The sequence below is a fragment of the Cellulomonas sp. HD19AZ1 genome, from assembly GCF_004535805.1.
Taxonomy (GTDB): Bacteria; Actinomycetota; Actinomycetes; order Actinomycetales; family Cellulomonadaceae; genus Cellulomonas; species Cellulomonas iranensis.
The window spans coordinates 524,098-540,740 of the sequence record NZ_SPHX01000002.1; the positions used below are offsets into that span (position 1 = coordinate 524,098).

Annotated in this window: 10 protein-coding genes; all 10 read right to left on the bottom strand. The window is 73.7% G+C overall.

What is annotated here, in order from left to right:
• Positions 1-19: 19 nt before the first annotated feature.
• Positions 20-4,393, bottom strand: coding sequence for an FtsK/SpoIIIE domain-containing protein (locus E4A51_RS05920; RefSeq protein WP_134851129.1), 4,374 nt, complete (start codon positions 4,391-4,393; stop codon positions 20-22).
• 136 nt (positions 4,394-4,529) lie between these two features.
• On the bottom strand, positions 4,530-4,796 hold the full coding sequence (locus E4A51_RS05925) for a hypothetical protein (protein WP_046527857.1): 267 nt from the start codon (positions 4,794-4,796) through the stop codon (positions 4,530-4,532).
• Positions 4,797-4,864: 68 nt separating this feature from the next.
• Entirely contained in the window at positions 4,865-5,383 is a 519-nt protein-coding gene (locus E4A51_RS05930; RefSeq protein ID WP_134851130.1) for a hypothetical protein, read from the bottom strand.
• Complete coding sequence (locus E4A51_RS05935; RefSeq protein WP_134851131.1) at positions 5,380-6,561, bottom strand: hypothetical protein; 1,182 nt, start codon at positions 6,559-6,561, stop codon at positions 5,380-5,382. The genes E4A51_RS05930 and E4A51_RS05935 overlap by 4 nt, the downstream gene beginning before the upstream one ends.
• Positions 6,562-6,730: 169 nt before the next feature.
• Positions 6,731-7,006: a hypothetical protein gene (locus E4A51_RS05940; RefSeq protein WP_070320984.1), complete on the bottom strand. Its 276-nt coding sequence runs from the start codon at positions 7,004-7,006 to the stop codon at positions 6,731-6,733.
• A gap of 57 nt (positions 7,007-7,063) precedes the next feature.
• Positions 7,064-7,927, bottom strand: a complete 864-nt coding sequence (locus tag E4A51_RS05945; protein ID WP_082131296.1) for a hypothetical protein — start codon at positions 7,925-7,927, stop codon at positions 7,064-7,066.
• Between the two features lie 215 nt (positions 7,928-8,142).
• On the bottom strand, positions 8,143-9,852 hold the full coding sequence (gene ilvD / locus E4A51_RS05950) for a dihydroxy-acid dehydratase (RefSeq protein ID WP_134851132.1): 1,710 nt from the start codon (positions 9,850-9,852) through the stop codon (positions 8,143-8,145).
• A 351-nt stretch (positions 9,853-10,203) separates the two neighbouring features.
• Positions 10,204-12,189 (bottom strand): ATP-binding protein, encoded by a 1,986-nt coding sequence (locus E4A51_RS05960; protein WP_134851133.1) that lies wholly within the window; start codon positions 12,187-12,189, stop codon positions 10,204-10,206.
• 97 nt (positions 12,190-12,286) lie between these two features.
• A complete protein-coding gene (gene ilvD, locus E4A51_RS05965) occupies positions 12,287-14,149 on the bottom strand; it encodes a dihydroxy-acid dehydratase (RefSeq protein ID WP_134851134.1) in 1,863 nt (620 codons plus the stop codon).
• 112 nt (positions 14,150-14,261) lie between these two features.
• A complete protein-coding gene (locus E4A51_RS05970) occupies positions 14,262-16,475 on the bottom strand; it encodes a glycoside hydrolase family 3 N-terminal domain-containing protein (RefSeq protein ID WP_082131664.1) in 2,214 nt (737 codons plus the stop codon).
• Positions 16,476-16,643 lie beyond the last annotated feature (168 nt).

The following is a 16,643-nucleotide window of genomic DNA, read 5'->3' on the forward strand; positions in this document are numbered from 1 at the left end:
GATGCGGTGGCTGATCGGTTCAACGGACGGTCTCCCGGTCGGCTGTCGGCGATAGTACCTGGACCACCCGGACGCCCCCGGCGCTGACCAGCAGGCCGCGCCCGACGCCCGTCGCGGGCTCGTGCGTGTGCATCGGGACGGTCGCGCCGACGAGCGAGCCGTCGGCCATCTCGGGGGCGAGCAGCACGGCGCGTCGTGCGCGCCGGGCGGCCGCGACCGCGCCCGCGACGTGCTGCCGCGCGCGGGCCTCGTCGGCGTCGGCCGCGACGACCACGGCGACGCGGCGTGCGGGCCCCTCCTCGACGGCGCGGGCCAGCAGCTCCACGAGGCGCCGGTCGTCGCCGCCCCGCTCCCAGCCGCGCTCCCACTCGTGCACGTCGTCCACGAGCAGCACGCGCCAGGCGTCGTCGGCGGCGGCCGGCGTCGGGTCCGCGAGCAGCTCCTCGAGCAGCGCGGCGGCCGCGGCGGGGTCGGCGACGGCCGTGACGCCCGCCGCGTCGCGCGCCCGCGGGCCCAGCAGGTGCACGGCCGCCGGCGGCTGCGCGGCCCGCGCGACGGCCTGCGCGAGGCCGAGCAGGAACGACGTGCGCCCCGACCCGCCGCGGCCCAGCACGAGCAACGGCGCCGGCAGCAGCGGCAGCACGACGCCCGTCGCGAGGTCGCCGTCGACGCCGAGGCACACGTCGTCGCGCTGCGGCGCGGGCACGAGGTCGACCGGCACGCGCGTCGGCATGGCGGGCACCGCGACGGGCGGCTGGGCGGCGTACCGCGCACCCTCGCGCGCGGCGACGTCGCGCAGCAGCGCGGCCTGGCGCGGCGTGCCCGCACCGCCGACCGTCGCGACCTGGACCTCGGTGCGGCCCAGCAGGCCGCGGCCGGGCGGCGTGCGGTCGTCGAGCACGGTCTGCGGCACGCCGAGCACCTGGTAGTCGTCGACCGACGTCATGCGCAGCACGAGCCGCTGCCCGAACGCGCCCGCGAGCGCCGACGGCAGGCCGGTGCGCCGCGGGGTCGTGGCGGTGACGTGCACGCCGCAGCGGCGGCCGTCCTGCAGCACGGCGACGAGCTGGTCGACGTGGCCGCGGCGCAGCGGGCCGCCGCCCTCGAGGTGCTCGACGAGCTGCGGCAGGTTGTCGACCAGCACGTGCACGCGCGGCAGCACGACGCCCGCGGCGGCGAGCGCCTCGACGTCGGCCGCGCCGTGCCGCGCGAGCAGCGCGTTGCGCTCGGTGAGCGTGCGGTGCAGCATCCGCACGAGCCGCGTGACGCGCTCGGGCTGCTGCTCGACCACGACCGACCCGACGGACGGCAGCACCTCGAGCGCCGCGAGCCCGCCGCCCGCGGCGTCGATGCCGTAGACGAGCGCGGGCGCGAGGTCGTGCGCGAGCGTCGCGGCCAGGGCCACGGTGCGCAGCAGCTCGGTCTTGCCGCTGCCCGAGGCGCCGTGCACGAGCAGGTGGCCGGCGCGCGCGTAGTCGACGAGCAGCGGGCGCTGCGTCTGCTCGTCGGGGAGGTCGGCGAGGCCGAGGGGCAGGACGCCCGGGCCGGGCGTGCAGGTGTGGACGTCGGGCGTCACTCCGGGCACGGCGGCCTCGTCGCGCGCGTCGGCGCCGAGCAGCAGCGTCCCGGGCTCGCCGCCCGCGAGCAGCACCTCGTCGCGGAGCGCGGGCAGCCACGGCCGCTTGGGGGCGGCCAGGCCCGAGCGGGCGAACGCCTCCCCCACGGTGAGCACGAGCCGCTCGAGGTCGGACCGCTCGCGGACGCGACCGCTCGCGGCCGCGGGCGCGGCGTCGGAGCGCGCCGTGAACGCGCGGACCGCGACGGTCGCGGCCTCGTCGCGCGCGGGCTCGTGCGCGCCGACCCACGCGACCTGCACGAGCTCGCGCGTGCCGTGGCCCGTGCGCCGCAGCCACGCGCGCCCCGGCGTGCGCCGCGAGAGCGTCGCGGCGTCGGGTGCCTCGACGACGTCCGTCGAGTCGTCGGTCGACGCCATGCGCAGCGCGATCCGCAGGTCGGTGTTCGCCTTGATCTGCGGGGTCACGACGCCCGCGGGGCGCTGCGTCGCGAGCAGCAGGTGCATGCCGAGCGAGCGCCCGCGCTGCGCGACGTCCACGACGCCGTCGACGAACTCGGGCACCTCGCCCAGCAGCGCGGCGAACTCGTCGACGCAGATGAGCATGCTGGGCGGGGCGACGTCGGGGCGCAGCTTCTCGAGGGCGACGAGGTCCTTGGCGCCGTGCTCGGCCAGCAGGTGCTCGCGCCACGTGAGCTCGGCGCGCAGCGACACCAGGGCGCGCTGCACGAGCGCGGGCGTGAGGTCGGTGATGTAGCCGACCGTGTGCGGCAGGTCGGCGCACTCGCGGAACGCCGCGCCGCCCTTGTAGTCGACCAGCAGGAACGTGATGCGCGACGGCGGGTTGTTGGTGGCGAGCGAGCAGAGCAGGGTCTGCAGCAGCTCGGACTTGCCCGAGCCGGTGGTTCCCGCGACGAGGCCGTGCGGACCGTCCTCGCGCAGGTCCACCGTGACGACGCCGTCGGCGCCCGCCCCGAGCTGGGCGCGCAGGCCCGCGGACTGCGCCCAGCGGTCGAGCACGGCGGTCGCGTCGTCGGGGTCGCGCAGGTCGGAGCCCAGGTCCGGCAGGCGCACGGCGTCGGGCAGCGCCGAGTCGGGCGGCACGACGGCCGCCTCGTCGCGGAACGACGTGAGCGTGCGCGCGGTCTCCCACGCGGCCGCGAGGTCGAGCTCGTCGACCGCGTCCACGACGTCGTCCCCGCCGCGGTCGCGGCGGCGCACGAGCCCCGCGTCGAGGTCGAGCAGCACGTCCGTCGCGGACGGCACGCGCGTCGCGTCGCGGCCCACCCACAGCAGGTGCACGTCGCGCTCGGCGGCGGCGCCCGCGACGGCCTCGACCGCGCGGCGCGGCACGCCCGCGTCCTCGTCGACCACGCAGACGACGTGCCCGCGCGCACCGTCGGCCGCGACGAGCGCGTCGAGCAGCACGACCCCGTCGGCCGCGCCGACCGCCACGGGCGGCAGGCCTGCGACGCGGTGCGCGGTGTGCGGCAGCCACCGCAGCCACGTCTCGACGTGCGTCGCGTCGGGCCCGAGCACGGCCGCGAGCGCGACGTCGGTCGGCGAGTGCGCGGCCGCGAGCCGCACGAGCAGCGCGCGCACGGCCGCGTCGGCGCGGTCCCGGTCGGTGCACGTGACGGCCGCGAGCCGGTGGCCGCCGAGCACCAGCGGCACGGGCTGCGCGGGGATCGTCGCGCGCTCCTGGAACTCGCGGACCGCGAGGTCGCGCTGCACGCGGTCGCCGCCGCGCGCGACCGTCCCGGCCACGAGCGCGGGGCGCGGGCCGAGGCCGGCCCGCACGTGCAGGAAGTCGGGGTCGTCGACGCGCCGCGCCCACGTGCCGGGGTGCCGCGCGGCGACCCGCTCGCGCACGGTCACGAGGTCGGGCTCGTCGGTGCCGGCGCGCTCGCGCTGCACGGCGGCCGCGGCGTCGACCTGCGCGACGACGTCGTCGACGTCGTGCCGCCACGCGCGCAGCTGCGCGTCGTGCTCGGTGCGCTGCTGGCGGCGCTGCACGACGTGCTGCACCGACATCATGAGCGGGAACCCGAGCATGAAGACCAGCGAGAACGGGCTGCGGTTCATCGCGAACATCGCACCGCCCAGCAGCACGGGCATGAGCATCATGGGCCACGGCAGCGGCGCGCGGCGCGGTGCGGTGGGCGGCGCGGGCGCCTCGAGCTCGGCGGGCTCCAGCCGCGCGCCGAACCGCGGCGGCCGCAGCACGCCCGTCTCGCCGGGCAGCGGGGTCGCGTCGCCGCGGTGCACCTCGAACGTGGTGCGGCCGACCTCGACGCGCTCGCCCCAGCCCACGGGCTGCGCGCGCTGCACGGGGCGGCCCGCGACGCGCGTGCCGTGCGCCGAGCCCTCGTCGCTCACGACCACGCCACCGGCGAGGAGGACGCGCGCGTGCACGCGCGACACGAGCGGGTCGGTCAGCCGCACGGTCGCGCCGGACCCGCGGCCGACCGTGAACGCGTCGGAGGCGACCGCGACCTCCTGCCCCGCGTCGGGGCCGGCGACGACCCGCACGCGCGCCCGCACGGCGCGTCGGCCGCCCGGGCGGTCGAGCCACGCGGCCGGCACCGACGCGACCGGCAGCACCGCGCCCGTGCGCAGCGGCGCCTGCGCGAGCGGCAGGTCGGCCGGCCACGGCGTGCCGTCGGTGGTCGGGGCGAGCAGCGCGCCCGTGCCGGCACCCAGGTGCCCCGCGAGCGCACGGGCGAGGTCCGCGACGCGCGCGCCCTCGCGCGCGACGACCTCGACGTCGACCGCGCGCAGCCCGCTGTCGCGGGTCGGCTGGACGCTCAGTCGCCACATGGGCGGTCTCCCGTCGGTGGGTGCGTGGGCGTGGGGCGAGGGCGGGGGGCGAGGGTGGTGACGTCCCGGGTGACGTCCGGCGGGACGCGGACGCCGGGGTGCCGCGCCGGACGGCGGCGGCACCCCGGCGGCGGGGTCAGGACGACGCGGTCTCCTGGTCGTCCGCCTGCTGCGCGAGCGCCGCGGCGTTGGCCTGCAGCGCCTCGACGACCCGCTGCAGGGCCGGCACGTACTGGCCGGTCCAGTCGGCGTTGAAGCGCTGCGCGTCGGGCCCGTACCAGGGCGTCGACTGCAGCTGCTGCGTGAGGCGGCTCGTGATCTGCGTGATCGAGTCGGCGTCGACGTTCATGACGCGCACGAGGTCACGGGCGGCGGCGATGTCCATGCCGAGGACGTTGCTCATGGTCGTTCTCCTTCGGTGCGTGCCCGGACCTGGCGCCCTGGGCGGGTGGGTGGCTCTGCCGGTCTCGGTCAGGCCGGGGCCGGGTCGGCGGCGCCGAGCCGGACGGAGGTGTGCGCGGCGGCGAGCGCGTCGCGCAGGTCGGTGGGGGTCGTGGCGGACCAGCTCGACACGACCGTGACGGCGTGCCGGTGGCCGCCGGGCACGGGCGTCGGGTCGACGTGCACGTCGACGCGCTGGTGCACGGTGCCGGTGCCGTGCGCGCGCACGAGCACCGCACGTGCGGTCCCGTCGGGTGCGCCGTCGCCGGCGCCGTCGCCGGTGCTCGCGTCGGCCGGCGGCACCGGCTGCCGCGTGCCCGGGTACTGCGCGAGCATCGCGTCGAGCACCTGCGCGGCGGTCGTGCCCGCGGGCACGAGGTCGGCCGTGACGGTGAGGTTCGGCTGGAAGCCGGGGACGTCGACCGCGGGCCGGGCCACCGCGAGCGCACGCGGCGCGGGGGCGGCGTGCCAGCCGTCGGGCAGGTCGAGGCGGAAGCGCGGCGCGCCGGGCAGCAGGGGTCCGGGGTGCTCGACGGTCGTGGCGGTCATCGCACGGTCCCGTCGATCGTCAGCTCGGTCACCACGGGGGTGCCGGGCCCGGCGTGGTCGCCCGCCGCGGCGTCGTCCTGCGGCTCGCCGTCGGCCGTGCCGCCGTCGGCGCGCAGCGCCCCGAGGCCCGCGGCACCCAGCGCGGCGAGGCCGAGCGGTGCGGCCGCGAGCGCGACGGGCGTGCCGCCGCCGTCCTCGAGCGCCGCCAGGCCCGCCGCCGCGACGGCACGCGCGTCCCCGCCGGCAGGGGCACCGCCCGCGGCGCCGCCGAGCCCGACGGGCGTGGTCGAGACCGGCGGGTCGCCGGGCACCGCACCCGCGTCGACGGGCGTGCCGCCGCCCGTGGCCCCGCCCGCCTCGACGGGTCCGCCGATCGCGGCGGGGGCCGGGGGCACCGGCGCGCCGCCGCCGGACGCGCCGCCCGAGCCGCCGGAGATCCGCCCGGCGACCTCGTCGGCGACGGCCGCACCGATGCGCTCGCCGAACGTGCCGCCGCCGACCGCGTGGCCGACGGCCCCGCCGACGACGCCGCCGACGACCTGGCCGAGCGTGCCGCCCGGGTCCTTGACGATGCCGGTCGCGATCGAGCCCGCGGAGACACCGGTGCTGCCGGCACCGGTCGCACCGCCGCCGGGCTCGGTGCGGGCCACGGGTGCGGTGGGCGTCGTGACGCCCGCTCCCCCGCCGCCGGCGCCGTTGACGTGCACCGTGATCGAGCCGATCGACACCGGCACGACGACCTGCGCACCGGCACCGGCCGCACCGCCGCCGGGCTGCGAGGGCCGCACCGCCGGGTCGGGCGCCGCGAGCACGGGCGCGTTCACGGTCGAGGCCTTCGGCAGCTGCACGGGCGTGAACCGCGCGTCGGGGATGTGCACGGTCGGGGTGTCCGCGCTCGTGTCCTTCTGCGTCTGCGAGACCAGCGCGAGCACCTGGGCGAAGCCGCGCAGGTACTTGGCGACGGTCTGGACCCACGGGATGACCACGGCGCGCAGGTAGCGGGCGAACGCGGCCGCCCAGCCGGTCCACGACATCGCCTCGAGCGCCGCGGCGAGCACGCGCAGCGCGGTGACGACGTCGTCGGCGAACTCGGCCGCGTCGGTCATGGTCCGCACGATGCGGTCGAGCCCGTCGACGTCGGACCCGCGGAACGTGCCGCTCTGCTGGAGCTGGGTCATCGGGTGCCTCCTGCGGTGGGCCGGACGGTCCGGCGGGGCTGCTGCGGGTGGGTCGTGCGAGGCGCTGCGGTGCGCCGGGGTGCGGGGCGTCGGCGCTGTCTCGACGCTAGGGAGCGGGCGGGCGGCGCGGCCAGCGTCGGCGGGGTGGAAGGTTCCGCCGCGCGGCCGGTCAGCGGCTCGCGTCCTCCTGCATCTGGGCACGCCGGTCGAGCTCGACCGCGTTGGTGCGGATGTTCTCGGCGGCGGCCTGCAGCTCGGGGCGCAGCGCGCCGTCCCACTCGCCGAGGAACCGCTGCGCGCCCGGGCCGGACCACTGGACCTGGCTCAGCAGCGAGCCGATCTGCCCGACGATGCGGTCGAGGTCGCCCGCACCCGTCTGCATCGCGCGGGCCTGCTGGCGGCTGTACTGCGGGTCGATGCCGTGGAAGGTGCTCTTGTCGTACATCGCGTGCTCCTCGCGTCGTCGGGCCGGTGCCCGGCACGCTAGGCAGCGCGCGGGCGGTCAGGACAGGGCGCCGGGGGTGGAACCTTCCGGGTTGAGGCCCGCGCCGCGGGCGCGCGCGGCCTCGACGACGGCCAGGTCGTCGGCCGTGACGAGCCGCACCTCGGCGGCACGGCGCGCGACCGCGAACCGCACGTTCTGCGCGCGGCCGCCGGCCTGGGCGAACGGGTCGTCGGCGGGGCCGAACGCCATGCGCGCGACCACGCGGATCGCGTCGTCGACGCGCTGCGCGCGCTCGAGGTTCCACGCGTGCCCGCGCCACGCGAGCACGCGCTCGTAGATCTCGCGGTTCGACGCGGGCCGCGGGTAGTCGTCGTCGCCGACGAGCCACGGCTCGGCGAGCGCGAGCGCGACGTACCACTCGCGGGACCACCGCTCGAGGCGCGGCGCGGGTGCGGTGACGGCGCCGTCGGGGTCGTGCTCGGGCACCCACGCGGGGCCCGTGTCGGGCTCGGCGGGCACCGACACGTCGACGACGAGCACGAGGTCGGTGTACTGCCCCGGGGCGGTCTGCCGCCCGCGCAGCAGCAGCACGTGGTTCTCGCCCTCGTCGAGCAGCGCGGCCATGCCGTCGGTGAGCGCGACGCGGCGCGCGCCGCCGGGCGCGTCGAACAGGCTCGAGAGCTGGGCCTCGGTCGAGCCGCGCCAGCGCAGCCGCACGACCTCCTCCCCCACGACGATCTCGCCGACGAGCCGCGACACGTGCGGTGCGGCGCGTGGCAGGGTCAGCGCGGTGCTGCGCAGCGCGGCGTCCGCGTCGGCGTCCGGGAGCGCGGCGTGCGGGTCGCGGCCGACGAGCAGCGTCTCGCCGGACCCGAGCACGACGGTGGGCACGCCGACGCCGCGCAGGGTCACCCGCAGCACGGGGTCCCCCTCACGTCAGGGCTGGGTGCGGGCGCGCCGTGGCGGCCCGTGCGGTCCGTGTGCATCTGTCGGAGTCTGTCCGACGCGCGCGGGCGGTTCACGCCTCCCGGACGTTCCCGGACGGTTCCGGACACGCTTTCACCCGATCCGACCAGCGATGCCGCCACCACACGCCCGGCGGGACGACCGTGGCGGCGCCGGCGCGGACGCCGCGCTCAGCCGAGCACGGCCCCCTTCGACGCGGACTGCACGAGCTTCTGGTACTTGCCGAGCACGCCGCGCGTGTACCGGGGTGCGAGCGGCGTCCAGCCCTCGCGGCGGGCCGCGAGCTCGGCGTCGTCGACGAGCAGGTCGAGCGTCGCGTGCGCGACGTCGAGGCGGATGCGGTCGCCGTCGCGCACGAACGCGATCGGTCCGGCGTCGACGGCCTCGGGCGCGATGTGCCCGACGCACAGGCCCGTCGTGCCGCCCGAGAACCGGCCGTCGGTCACGAGCAGCACGTCCTTGCCGAGGCCCGCGCCCTTGATCGCCCCGGTGATGGCGAGCATCTCGCGCATGCCGGGGCCGCCCTTGGGGCCCTCGTAGCGGATGACGACGACGTCGCCGGCCTGGATCGTGCCGTCCTCGAGCGCGTCGAGCGCGGCCCGCTCGCGCTCGAAGACGCGCGCGGTGCCCTCGAACACGTCGGAGTCGAAGCCCGCGGACTTCACGACCGCGCCCTCGGGGGCAAGCGAGCCCGAGAGGATCGTGATGCCGCCCGTGCGGTGGATCGGGTCGTCGAGCGCGCGCAGGATCTTGCCGTCGGGGTCGGGCGGCGCGATGTCGGCGAGGTTCTCGGCGACGGTGCGCCCCGTGACGGTGAGGCAGTCGCCGTGCAGGAGCCCAGCGTCGAGCAGCGCCTTCATGACGACGGGCACGCCGCCGACGCGGTCGACGTCGTTCATGACGTACCGGCCGAACGGCTTGAGGTCGCCCAGGTGCGGCACCTTCGCGGCGACGCGGCTGAAGTCGTCGAGCGTGAGGTCGACCTCGGCCTCGTGCGCGATGGCCAGCAGGTGCAGCACGGCGTTGGTGGACCCGCCGAACGCCATGACGACGGCGATCGCGTTCTCGAACGCCTCCTTCGTCATGATCTGCCGCGCGGTGATGCCGCGGCGCAGCAGCTCGACCACGGCCTCGCCCGAGCGCTGCGCGTACTGGTCGCGCCGGCGGTCGGCCGACGGCGGTGCGGCCGAGCCGGGCAGCGACATGCCCATCGCCTCGGCCACCGACGCCATGGTGTTGGCCGTGTACATGCCGCCGCACGCGCCCTCCCCCGGGCAGATGGCGCGCTCGATGCGGTCGACGTCCTCACGGCTCATCAGCCCGCGCGCGCACGCGCCGACGGCCTCGAACGCGTCGATGATCGTCACGTCCTTCTCGGTGCCGTCGGACAGCTTGACCCAGCCCGGCATGATCGAGCCCGCGTAGAGGAACACGCTCGCGAGGTCGAGGCGCGCGGCGGCCATGAGCATGCCGGGCAGCGACTTGTCGCACCCCGCCAGCAGCACCGACCCGTCGAGCCGCTCGGCCATCATCACGGTCTCGACGCTGTCGGCGATGATGTCGCGGCTCACCAGCGAATAGTGCATGCCCTCGTGGCCCATCGAGATGCCGTCGGACACCGAGATGGTCCCGAACTCCAGCGGGTACCCGCCGCCCGCGTGCACGCCCGCCTTCACGGCCTTGGCGAGCCGGTCGAGCGACAGGTTGCACGGCGTGATCTCGTTCCACGAGCTCGCGACGCCGACCTGCGGCTTCGCGAAGTCCTCGTCCCCGAGCCCGACCGCGCGCAGCATGCCGCGCGCCGCCGTCGCCTCGAGCCCGTCGGTGACCTGCCGCGACCGCGGCTTGATGTCGACCCCCGCCTGCTGCGCGTCCGTCATGAGGTGATCATAGGCAACCCATCTAGAACCGCCTCGAGCACCCCTAAACTGCGCGAGCTCGCGGGAACCGCGGATCCGTCGCCGAGACCATGCGCTCGGGACCGGAACCAATCGCGGGCAGCCGCTCATTTAGGGACCCAACCCGGGTAACGGTACCATTACTGCGCAGGTCTGGACCGAGACTCTCTCGCCCAACCAAGGAATAAGTTGGAATTGCGAGACAAGAACGCCTCACGCGAGAGACGTGGATGCAACCATCGCCGCTCGACCCGTCACGCACTCGCCCGCGAGGGAGGCCCCCGAAAGCAGCTAGTTGAGTGAGCGGAAAGCCGCGGGCGCCACCCTGTTTGCTTAACAGCCGGGGAGTCCTTCGTCAAACGGCATATTCAGCTCGACATCACCCGACCGACCCGCCACGGCGACCGCTATCGCAGCGTCCCGCGCCGAGAAGTCCTCTGGAGGTGTTTCCACTGGCCGGTTCCGGGGTGACACAATCGAGCACAAGACCCCTCGAAGTCGCTTACATTCGTCCGGCATGAGTGCTTCATCTTGGCGAGCGGCAACCAATAGCGCGTCTACCATTACATGAATACTCTTGTATACCGGTATGCGCCGCTGGAGCGAACCAAGCACTAGCTTTCCGTCCACATACAGGTGCCAACATTCCTCCCATCGGTCAAGCATTTCAGTTTCGACCCTCTGGTGCACGTCTGCGTAACAGTCGAGCCTGGCCTTCCATGCGAGCATCTCACGCCACAGGCGCGCCTCAACTGGATCAGCAGGTGCCAAGTCGGTTGGGAACTCTTGATCCGCAACTGGCTCTTTGCGGACGCGCGCCTCCACAAACTGCCCCAGCGCGACATCGAAACCGCTCTTCACGCTCGCTTTTAGGACTGGACCCAGCTGCTCGTTCTCGGCAGCGATTCCTGCGACGAGTACGATTTTGAGTAGCGGCTCAGTCAGTAGGACATTCTCAAGCATTCGCGCTCGCCACACGAAGACTCCGCCCCCACTCTCAGCGGCTTCCGCCTCTGCATCCGACCAAAAGTCGCGATCAACCACACAGAGCCACGGAACGCCGACAGCGAGACCTCGAAGAGTCGTAGCGGCTCGCAAGACCGCCTCGCGCCCTCCGCCGACAACTACTCGGGCCCCCGCTAACTCATCGGGGAAGAGCAGCCTTAGACGACGCTCATCATCGGCACCTTCAACGAAGAGCAAGAGATCCGCTTGGAACAACTCGCGTCGAGAAATCCCCAGATCGACGAGTACATCCAAATGGCCACTGTCATCAGACACCCGGCAAACCTGATTTCCCGCCGACTCCCAGGCCGGCTGTACTACCAGCACGTCATCGGGTGCAGCACCCCCAATCAGAGTGGGCGAATGCGTTACTACGAAAACCTGCCCACGGCCCGCGACCGACATCATTGCAGTGAGAACCGCCTGCTGGAGCGTCGGATGGAGGTGCTTCTCCGGCTCGTCTAGCAGAAGCACACCTCCTTGCGCGGAGAGCTGACTCACATAGTAGAGCATTCCGAGCATCTCGCGTTCGCCATTTGAGAGACCCTCAAGCGAATGTTGAACACCCGACGGCAACTCGACGTCGATTGAGCTCTTTGTCGTTACCGGATCATAGTGCGGGAGGGTGATACGCTTACCGGTCGCGCTCTCGAATATCTGCTGGAGTCGAGAGTACTCGCCGTTGACAGATAGGCCCGCACGAGCCGCAACGTAGTCGCGGTAGTCGAGTGAGGTCAGGTATGCGCCAACGTCAGGCATCTGCATCCCCGACTTCCAGCGAATCTCCTGGTCGTACATCATGCGCCGCTGATCCGCATTCGTGGTGCGATCAAGCATCGAAAGATCGACTGTCGTCGTCGTTGTTAGCGAAACCTGCCTGCGCGCCGACAAGAGATCAACGCTCGCGAAAGGATGATCCCTGGAGAATAGCGGGTTTTGAAGCGTCTCAATAAGAGCATCTCGCTGCAAATATCGACCCGTCGATTCGCGATTTGTGGAAACCACCTCGAGCACGTGTTCCTGCAGACGCGTTATCGGCGAAAGAGCGCGGGCGGAACGCCAACGATCGACGAGTTCATACTCTTCGGCCGTGAACGCCAACCCAATCTCAATCACTAGTGAACTGCCGTAGGGTCCGACGAACTCCGGGAGGTTGATGTTCCCAGACCAGGCCGCTGTTAGCGCTTCAAGGATTAGGCTCTTGCCGGTGCCGTTCCTGCCGGTAATGAGAGTCAATGGTCGCGCCTCTAGCGAGGCCGCTGTGGCCGCTCGGACGCCTTTATAGTTCTCTATCCGGAACCTGACGATTCGCATGGCCGCCTCACCGACGCAGGACGCCTATCGGCCGATAATATTGCGTGAACTCCCTCTACGCGCCCGAAACGACGGGTGAAGAGTTGCCTTCAGCGCTTCAGACCCGGCGGATGCGGCTCACGTCGCGCACGGCCCCGCGGTCGGCGGACGTCGCCATCGCGGCGTACGCCTGCAGCGCGGGCGACACGTAGCGGTCGCGGTCGAGCGGCTGCCACGGGTTCTCGCGCGCCTCCATCTTGGCGCGGCGCTCGGCGAGGACCTCGCCGGGCACGTTGACGCGGATGAGGCGCGTCTCGACGTCGATCTCGATCTCGTCGCCGTCCTCGATGAGGCCGATCGTGCCGCCCGCGGCCGCCTCGGGGCTGATGTGCCCCACGGAGATGCCGCTCGACCCGCCCGAGAACCGGCCGTCGGTGATGAGCGCGCACACCTTGCCCAGGCCGCGGCCCTTGATGAACGACGTGGGGTACAGCATCTCCTGCATGCCGGGGCCGCCGGACGGGCCCTCGTACCGCACGACCACGACGTGGCCGGGCTCGACCTCCTTGCGCAGGATCTTGTCGACCGCCTCGTCCTGCGACTCGCACACCAGCGCGCGCCCCACGAAGTGGAAGACGTCGGGGTCGATGCCCGCGGTCTTGAGGATCGCGCCGTCCTCCGCGAGGTTGCCGCGCAGCACCGCGAGCCCGCCCTCGACCGTGTACGCGTGCGCGACGTCGCGGATGCAGCCGTTCGCCGCGTCGGTGTCGAGGGACTCCCACACGTTCGACGTCGAGAACGCCTGCGTCGTGCGGACGCCGCCGGGCGCGGCGTGGAACAGGTCGACCGCGCGCTGCGTGGCCTTGCCGCCGCGCACGTCCCAGTCGTCGAGCCACGCGCGCAGCGTCGGGGTGTGCACGCTCGTCACGTCGTGGTCGAGCAGCCCGGCGCGGTCGAGCTCGCCCAGCAGCGCGGGGATGCCGCCGGCGCGGTGCACGTCCTCCATGTGGAAGTCCGGGTGGTTCGGCGCGACCTTCGACAGGCACGGCACGCGGCGGCTGAGCGCGTCGATGTCGTCGAGCGTGAAGTCGACCTCGGCCTCCTGCGCGGCGGCCAGGATGTGCAGCACGGTGTTGGTCGAGCCGCCCATCGCGACGTCGAGCGTCATCGCGTTCGAGAACGCGGCGCGCGTCGCGATCGACCGCGGCGCCGCGGTGTCGTCCTCGTCGTCGTAGTAGCGCCGCGCGAGGTCGACGATCGTGCGCCCCGCCTCGAGGAACAGCTCGCGGCGCGCGCTGTGCGTCGCGAGCGTCGAGCCGTTGCCGGGCAGCGACAGCCCGAGCGCCTCGGTGAGGCAGTTCATCGAGTTGGCGGTGAACATGCCCGAGCACGAGCCGCACGTGGGGCACGCGTTCTCCTCGACGCTCGCGAGCGCCGCGTCCGACACGTTGTCGTCGGCCGAGTAGTTGATCGCGTTGATGAGGTTGAGGTGCGTCTTCGCGACGCCGTCCGCGACGACGGCCTTGCCGGCCTCCATCGGCCCGCCGGACACGAAGATCACCGGGATGTTCAGCCGCAGCGCCGCGTTGAGCATGCCGGGCGTGATCTTGTCGCAGTTGGAGATGCACACCAGGGCGTCGGCGCAGTGCGCCTGCACCATGTACTCGACCGAGTCGGCGATGAGGTCGCGGCTGGGCAGCGAGTACAGCATGCCCGCGTGCCCCATCGCGATGCCGTCGTCGACCGCGATGGTGTTGAACTCCTTGGCGACGCCGCCGGCCTCCTGGATCGCCGACGCGACGAGGTCGCCCATGTCCTTGAGGTGCACGTGGCCCGGCACGAACTGCGTGTACGAGTTCGCGATCGCGACGATCGGCTTGCCGAAGTCCTCCGAACCCATGCCCGTGGCGCGCCAGAGCGCACGCGCTCCGGCCATGTTGCGACCGTGGGTCGAGGTACGTGAGCGCAGGGGACGGCTCATCGCGCAGTTCTCCTTCGGGGGCGGGCACCGTGCTGGTGCCCGCCCACCGTACGTCGGCCCTGGTGCGGGGCGTCCCGCGCGTCCGGCCTGTGATCCTCCGAGGGCCGGACGCTCAGACGGCGGTGACGTGCGTCCAGCGCGCGTCGTCCAGCGTCACGGCGTAGGTCTCCCCCGCGAGCTCGACGCTCGCCTCGACCTCGCGCTCGGCGCACGACGGCCCGACCCACACGCGCAGCTCGCCGGGCTCGACCACGCGGCGACCCGAGCGGTCCGTGAACGCCAGGCGCGCGGCGGGCACCGTGAGCTCGACGTCGACGCTCTGCCCGGGGGCGAGCTCGACGCGGTGGTAGCCGAGCAGCTGCGCGACGGGGCGCGTGACGCTCGCGACGACGTCGTGCCCGTACAGCTGCACGACGTCGGCGCCCGTGCGGCCGCCCGTGTTGGTGACGGTCACCGTGACGGCCAGGCCGCCGTCCGTGGTCGCGCCGGGCGCGACGCGCAGGTCGGTGTGCGTGAACGTCGTGTACGACAGCCCGTGCCCGAACGGCAGCGTGGGCACCGTGCTGAGGTTGGTGACGTCGCCGTCGCCGCCCAGCGCGGGGTGCAGGTAGGTGTACGGCTGCGCCCCGGCCGAGCGCGGCATGCTGATCGGCAGCCGGCCCGACGGGTTGACGCGCCCGCTCAGCAGCCCCGCGATCGCGGTGCCGCCCTCCTCGCCCGGGAAGAACGCCTGCACGGCCGCGGCGCAGCGCCCCAGCGCCCAGTCCACGGCGTACGGGCGGCCCGTGAGCATGACGAGCACGACGGGCGTGCCCGTGGCGAGCACGGCCTCGACGAGCTCGCGCTGCACACCGGGCAGCTCGAGGTCGTCACGGTCGCAGCCCTCGCCGACCGTGCCGCGGCCGAACAGCGCCGCGTGGTCGCCGACCACGAGCACGGCGACGTCGGCGTCGGACGCGAGCGCGACGGCCTCGTCGAAGCCCGAGCGGTCGTCGTCGTCGACCGCGCAGCCGCGCGCGTAGGTGATCTGCGCGGCGTGCTCGCGGCGCAGCGCCTCGAGCACCGTGGGCGACTCGATGCCCACCGGCACGTCCGGGTGGTGCGCGAGCACGTGGTTGAGGAACGAGTAGCAGCCGAACAGAGCGGCCGTGCGGTCGGCGTTGGGGCCGACGACGGCGATGCGCGCGTCGGGCGCGACGGGCAGCGTGCCGTCGTTGGTCAGCAGCACGAGCGACCGCTCGGCGAGCTGCGCCGCGATCTCGCGGTGCTCGGGGCTGTCGAGGTCGACCTCGGTGGGCGGCTCGTCGTCGAACCGCGCGTCGAGCAGGCCGAGCTCCTCCTTCTGCGCGAGCGCGCGCAGCACGGCGCGGTCGACGAGCGCCTCGTCGACCGTGCCCGAGCGCACGGCCTCGGCGAGCGGCGTGAGGTACGCGTCACCCGTGGGCAGCTCGATGTCGACGCCCGCCGCGAGCGCCTGCCCGGCGGCGTCGCCGAGGTCGGCCGCGACGTGGTGCAGCAGGTGCAGGAAGGCGACGCCGAAGTAGTCGGCGACGACCGTCCCGTCGAAGCCCCACCGGTCGCGCAGCACGCCGGTGAGCAGCTCGGGGTTGGCAGCGACGGGCACGCCGTCGATCTCGGCGTAGGAGTGCATGACCGAGCGGACGCCGCCGTCGAGCACGGCCATCTCGAACGGCGGGAGGAGCACGTCGGCGACCTCGCGCGGGCCCGCGTGCACGGGCCCGAAGTTGCGGCCCGACTGCGACGCCGAGTAGCCGACGAAGTGCTTGAGCGTCGCGTGCACGCCCGTGGACTGCAGACCCCGCACGTACGACGTGCCGAGCGTGCCGACCAGGTACGGGTCCTCCGAGATGCACTCGTCGACGCGGCCCCACCGGGGGTCGCGGATGACGTCGAGCACGGGCGCGAGGCCCTGGTGGACCCCGAGCGTGCGCATCGAGCGGCCGATGACCTCGCCCATGCGGGTCACGAGGTCGGCGTCGAACGACGAGCCCCACGCCAGCGGCGTCGGGAAGGTGGCGGCACCCCAGGCCGACAGGCCCGTCAGGCACTCCTCGTGCACGAGCGCGGGGATGCCCAGGCGGGTCTCGTTGACGAACCAGCGCTGCTTGTCCCACAGCCAGCGCGCGCGCTCGACCGCGTCGATCGGACGCGTGCCGTACACGCGCGTGAGGTGGCCCAGCCCGTCCTTGATGACGTCGTCGAGGCCGCGCTCGACCTCGAACTCGCCCTGCAGCGGCGCGACGGCCTCGCCCTCGCTCTTCTCCCAGAAGCCCACGATCTGGGCGAGCTTCTCCTCGAGCGTCATGCGCTCCAGGAGGTCGCGGACGCGGGTGCTGGGCTGCGACGGTGCAGCCGTCTGGAGATCCGTCACGGATCCGACTCCTTCGGGACAGGGAGCGGCAGGCGGCCGCGACGCAGGTGTGACGCAGGTACGTGGGTGGTGCAGGTACGGCAGCGGTGCCCGCGCACGTCG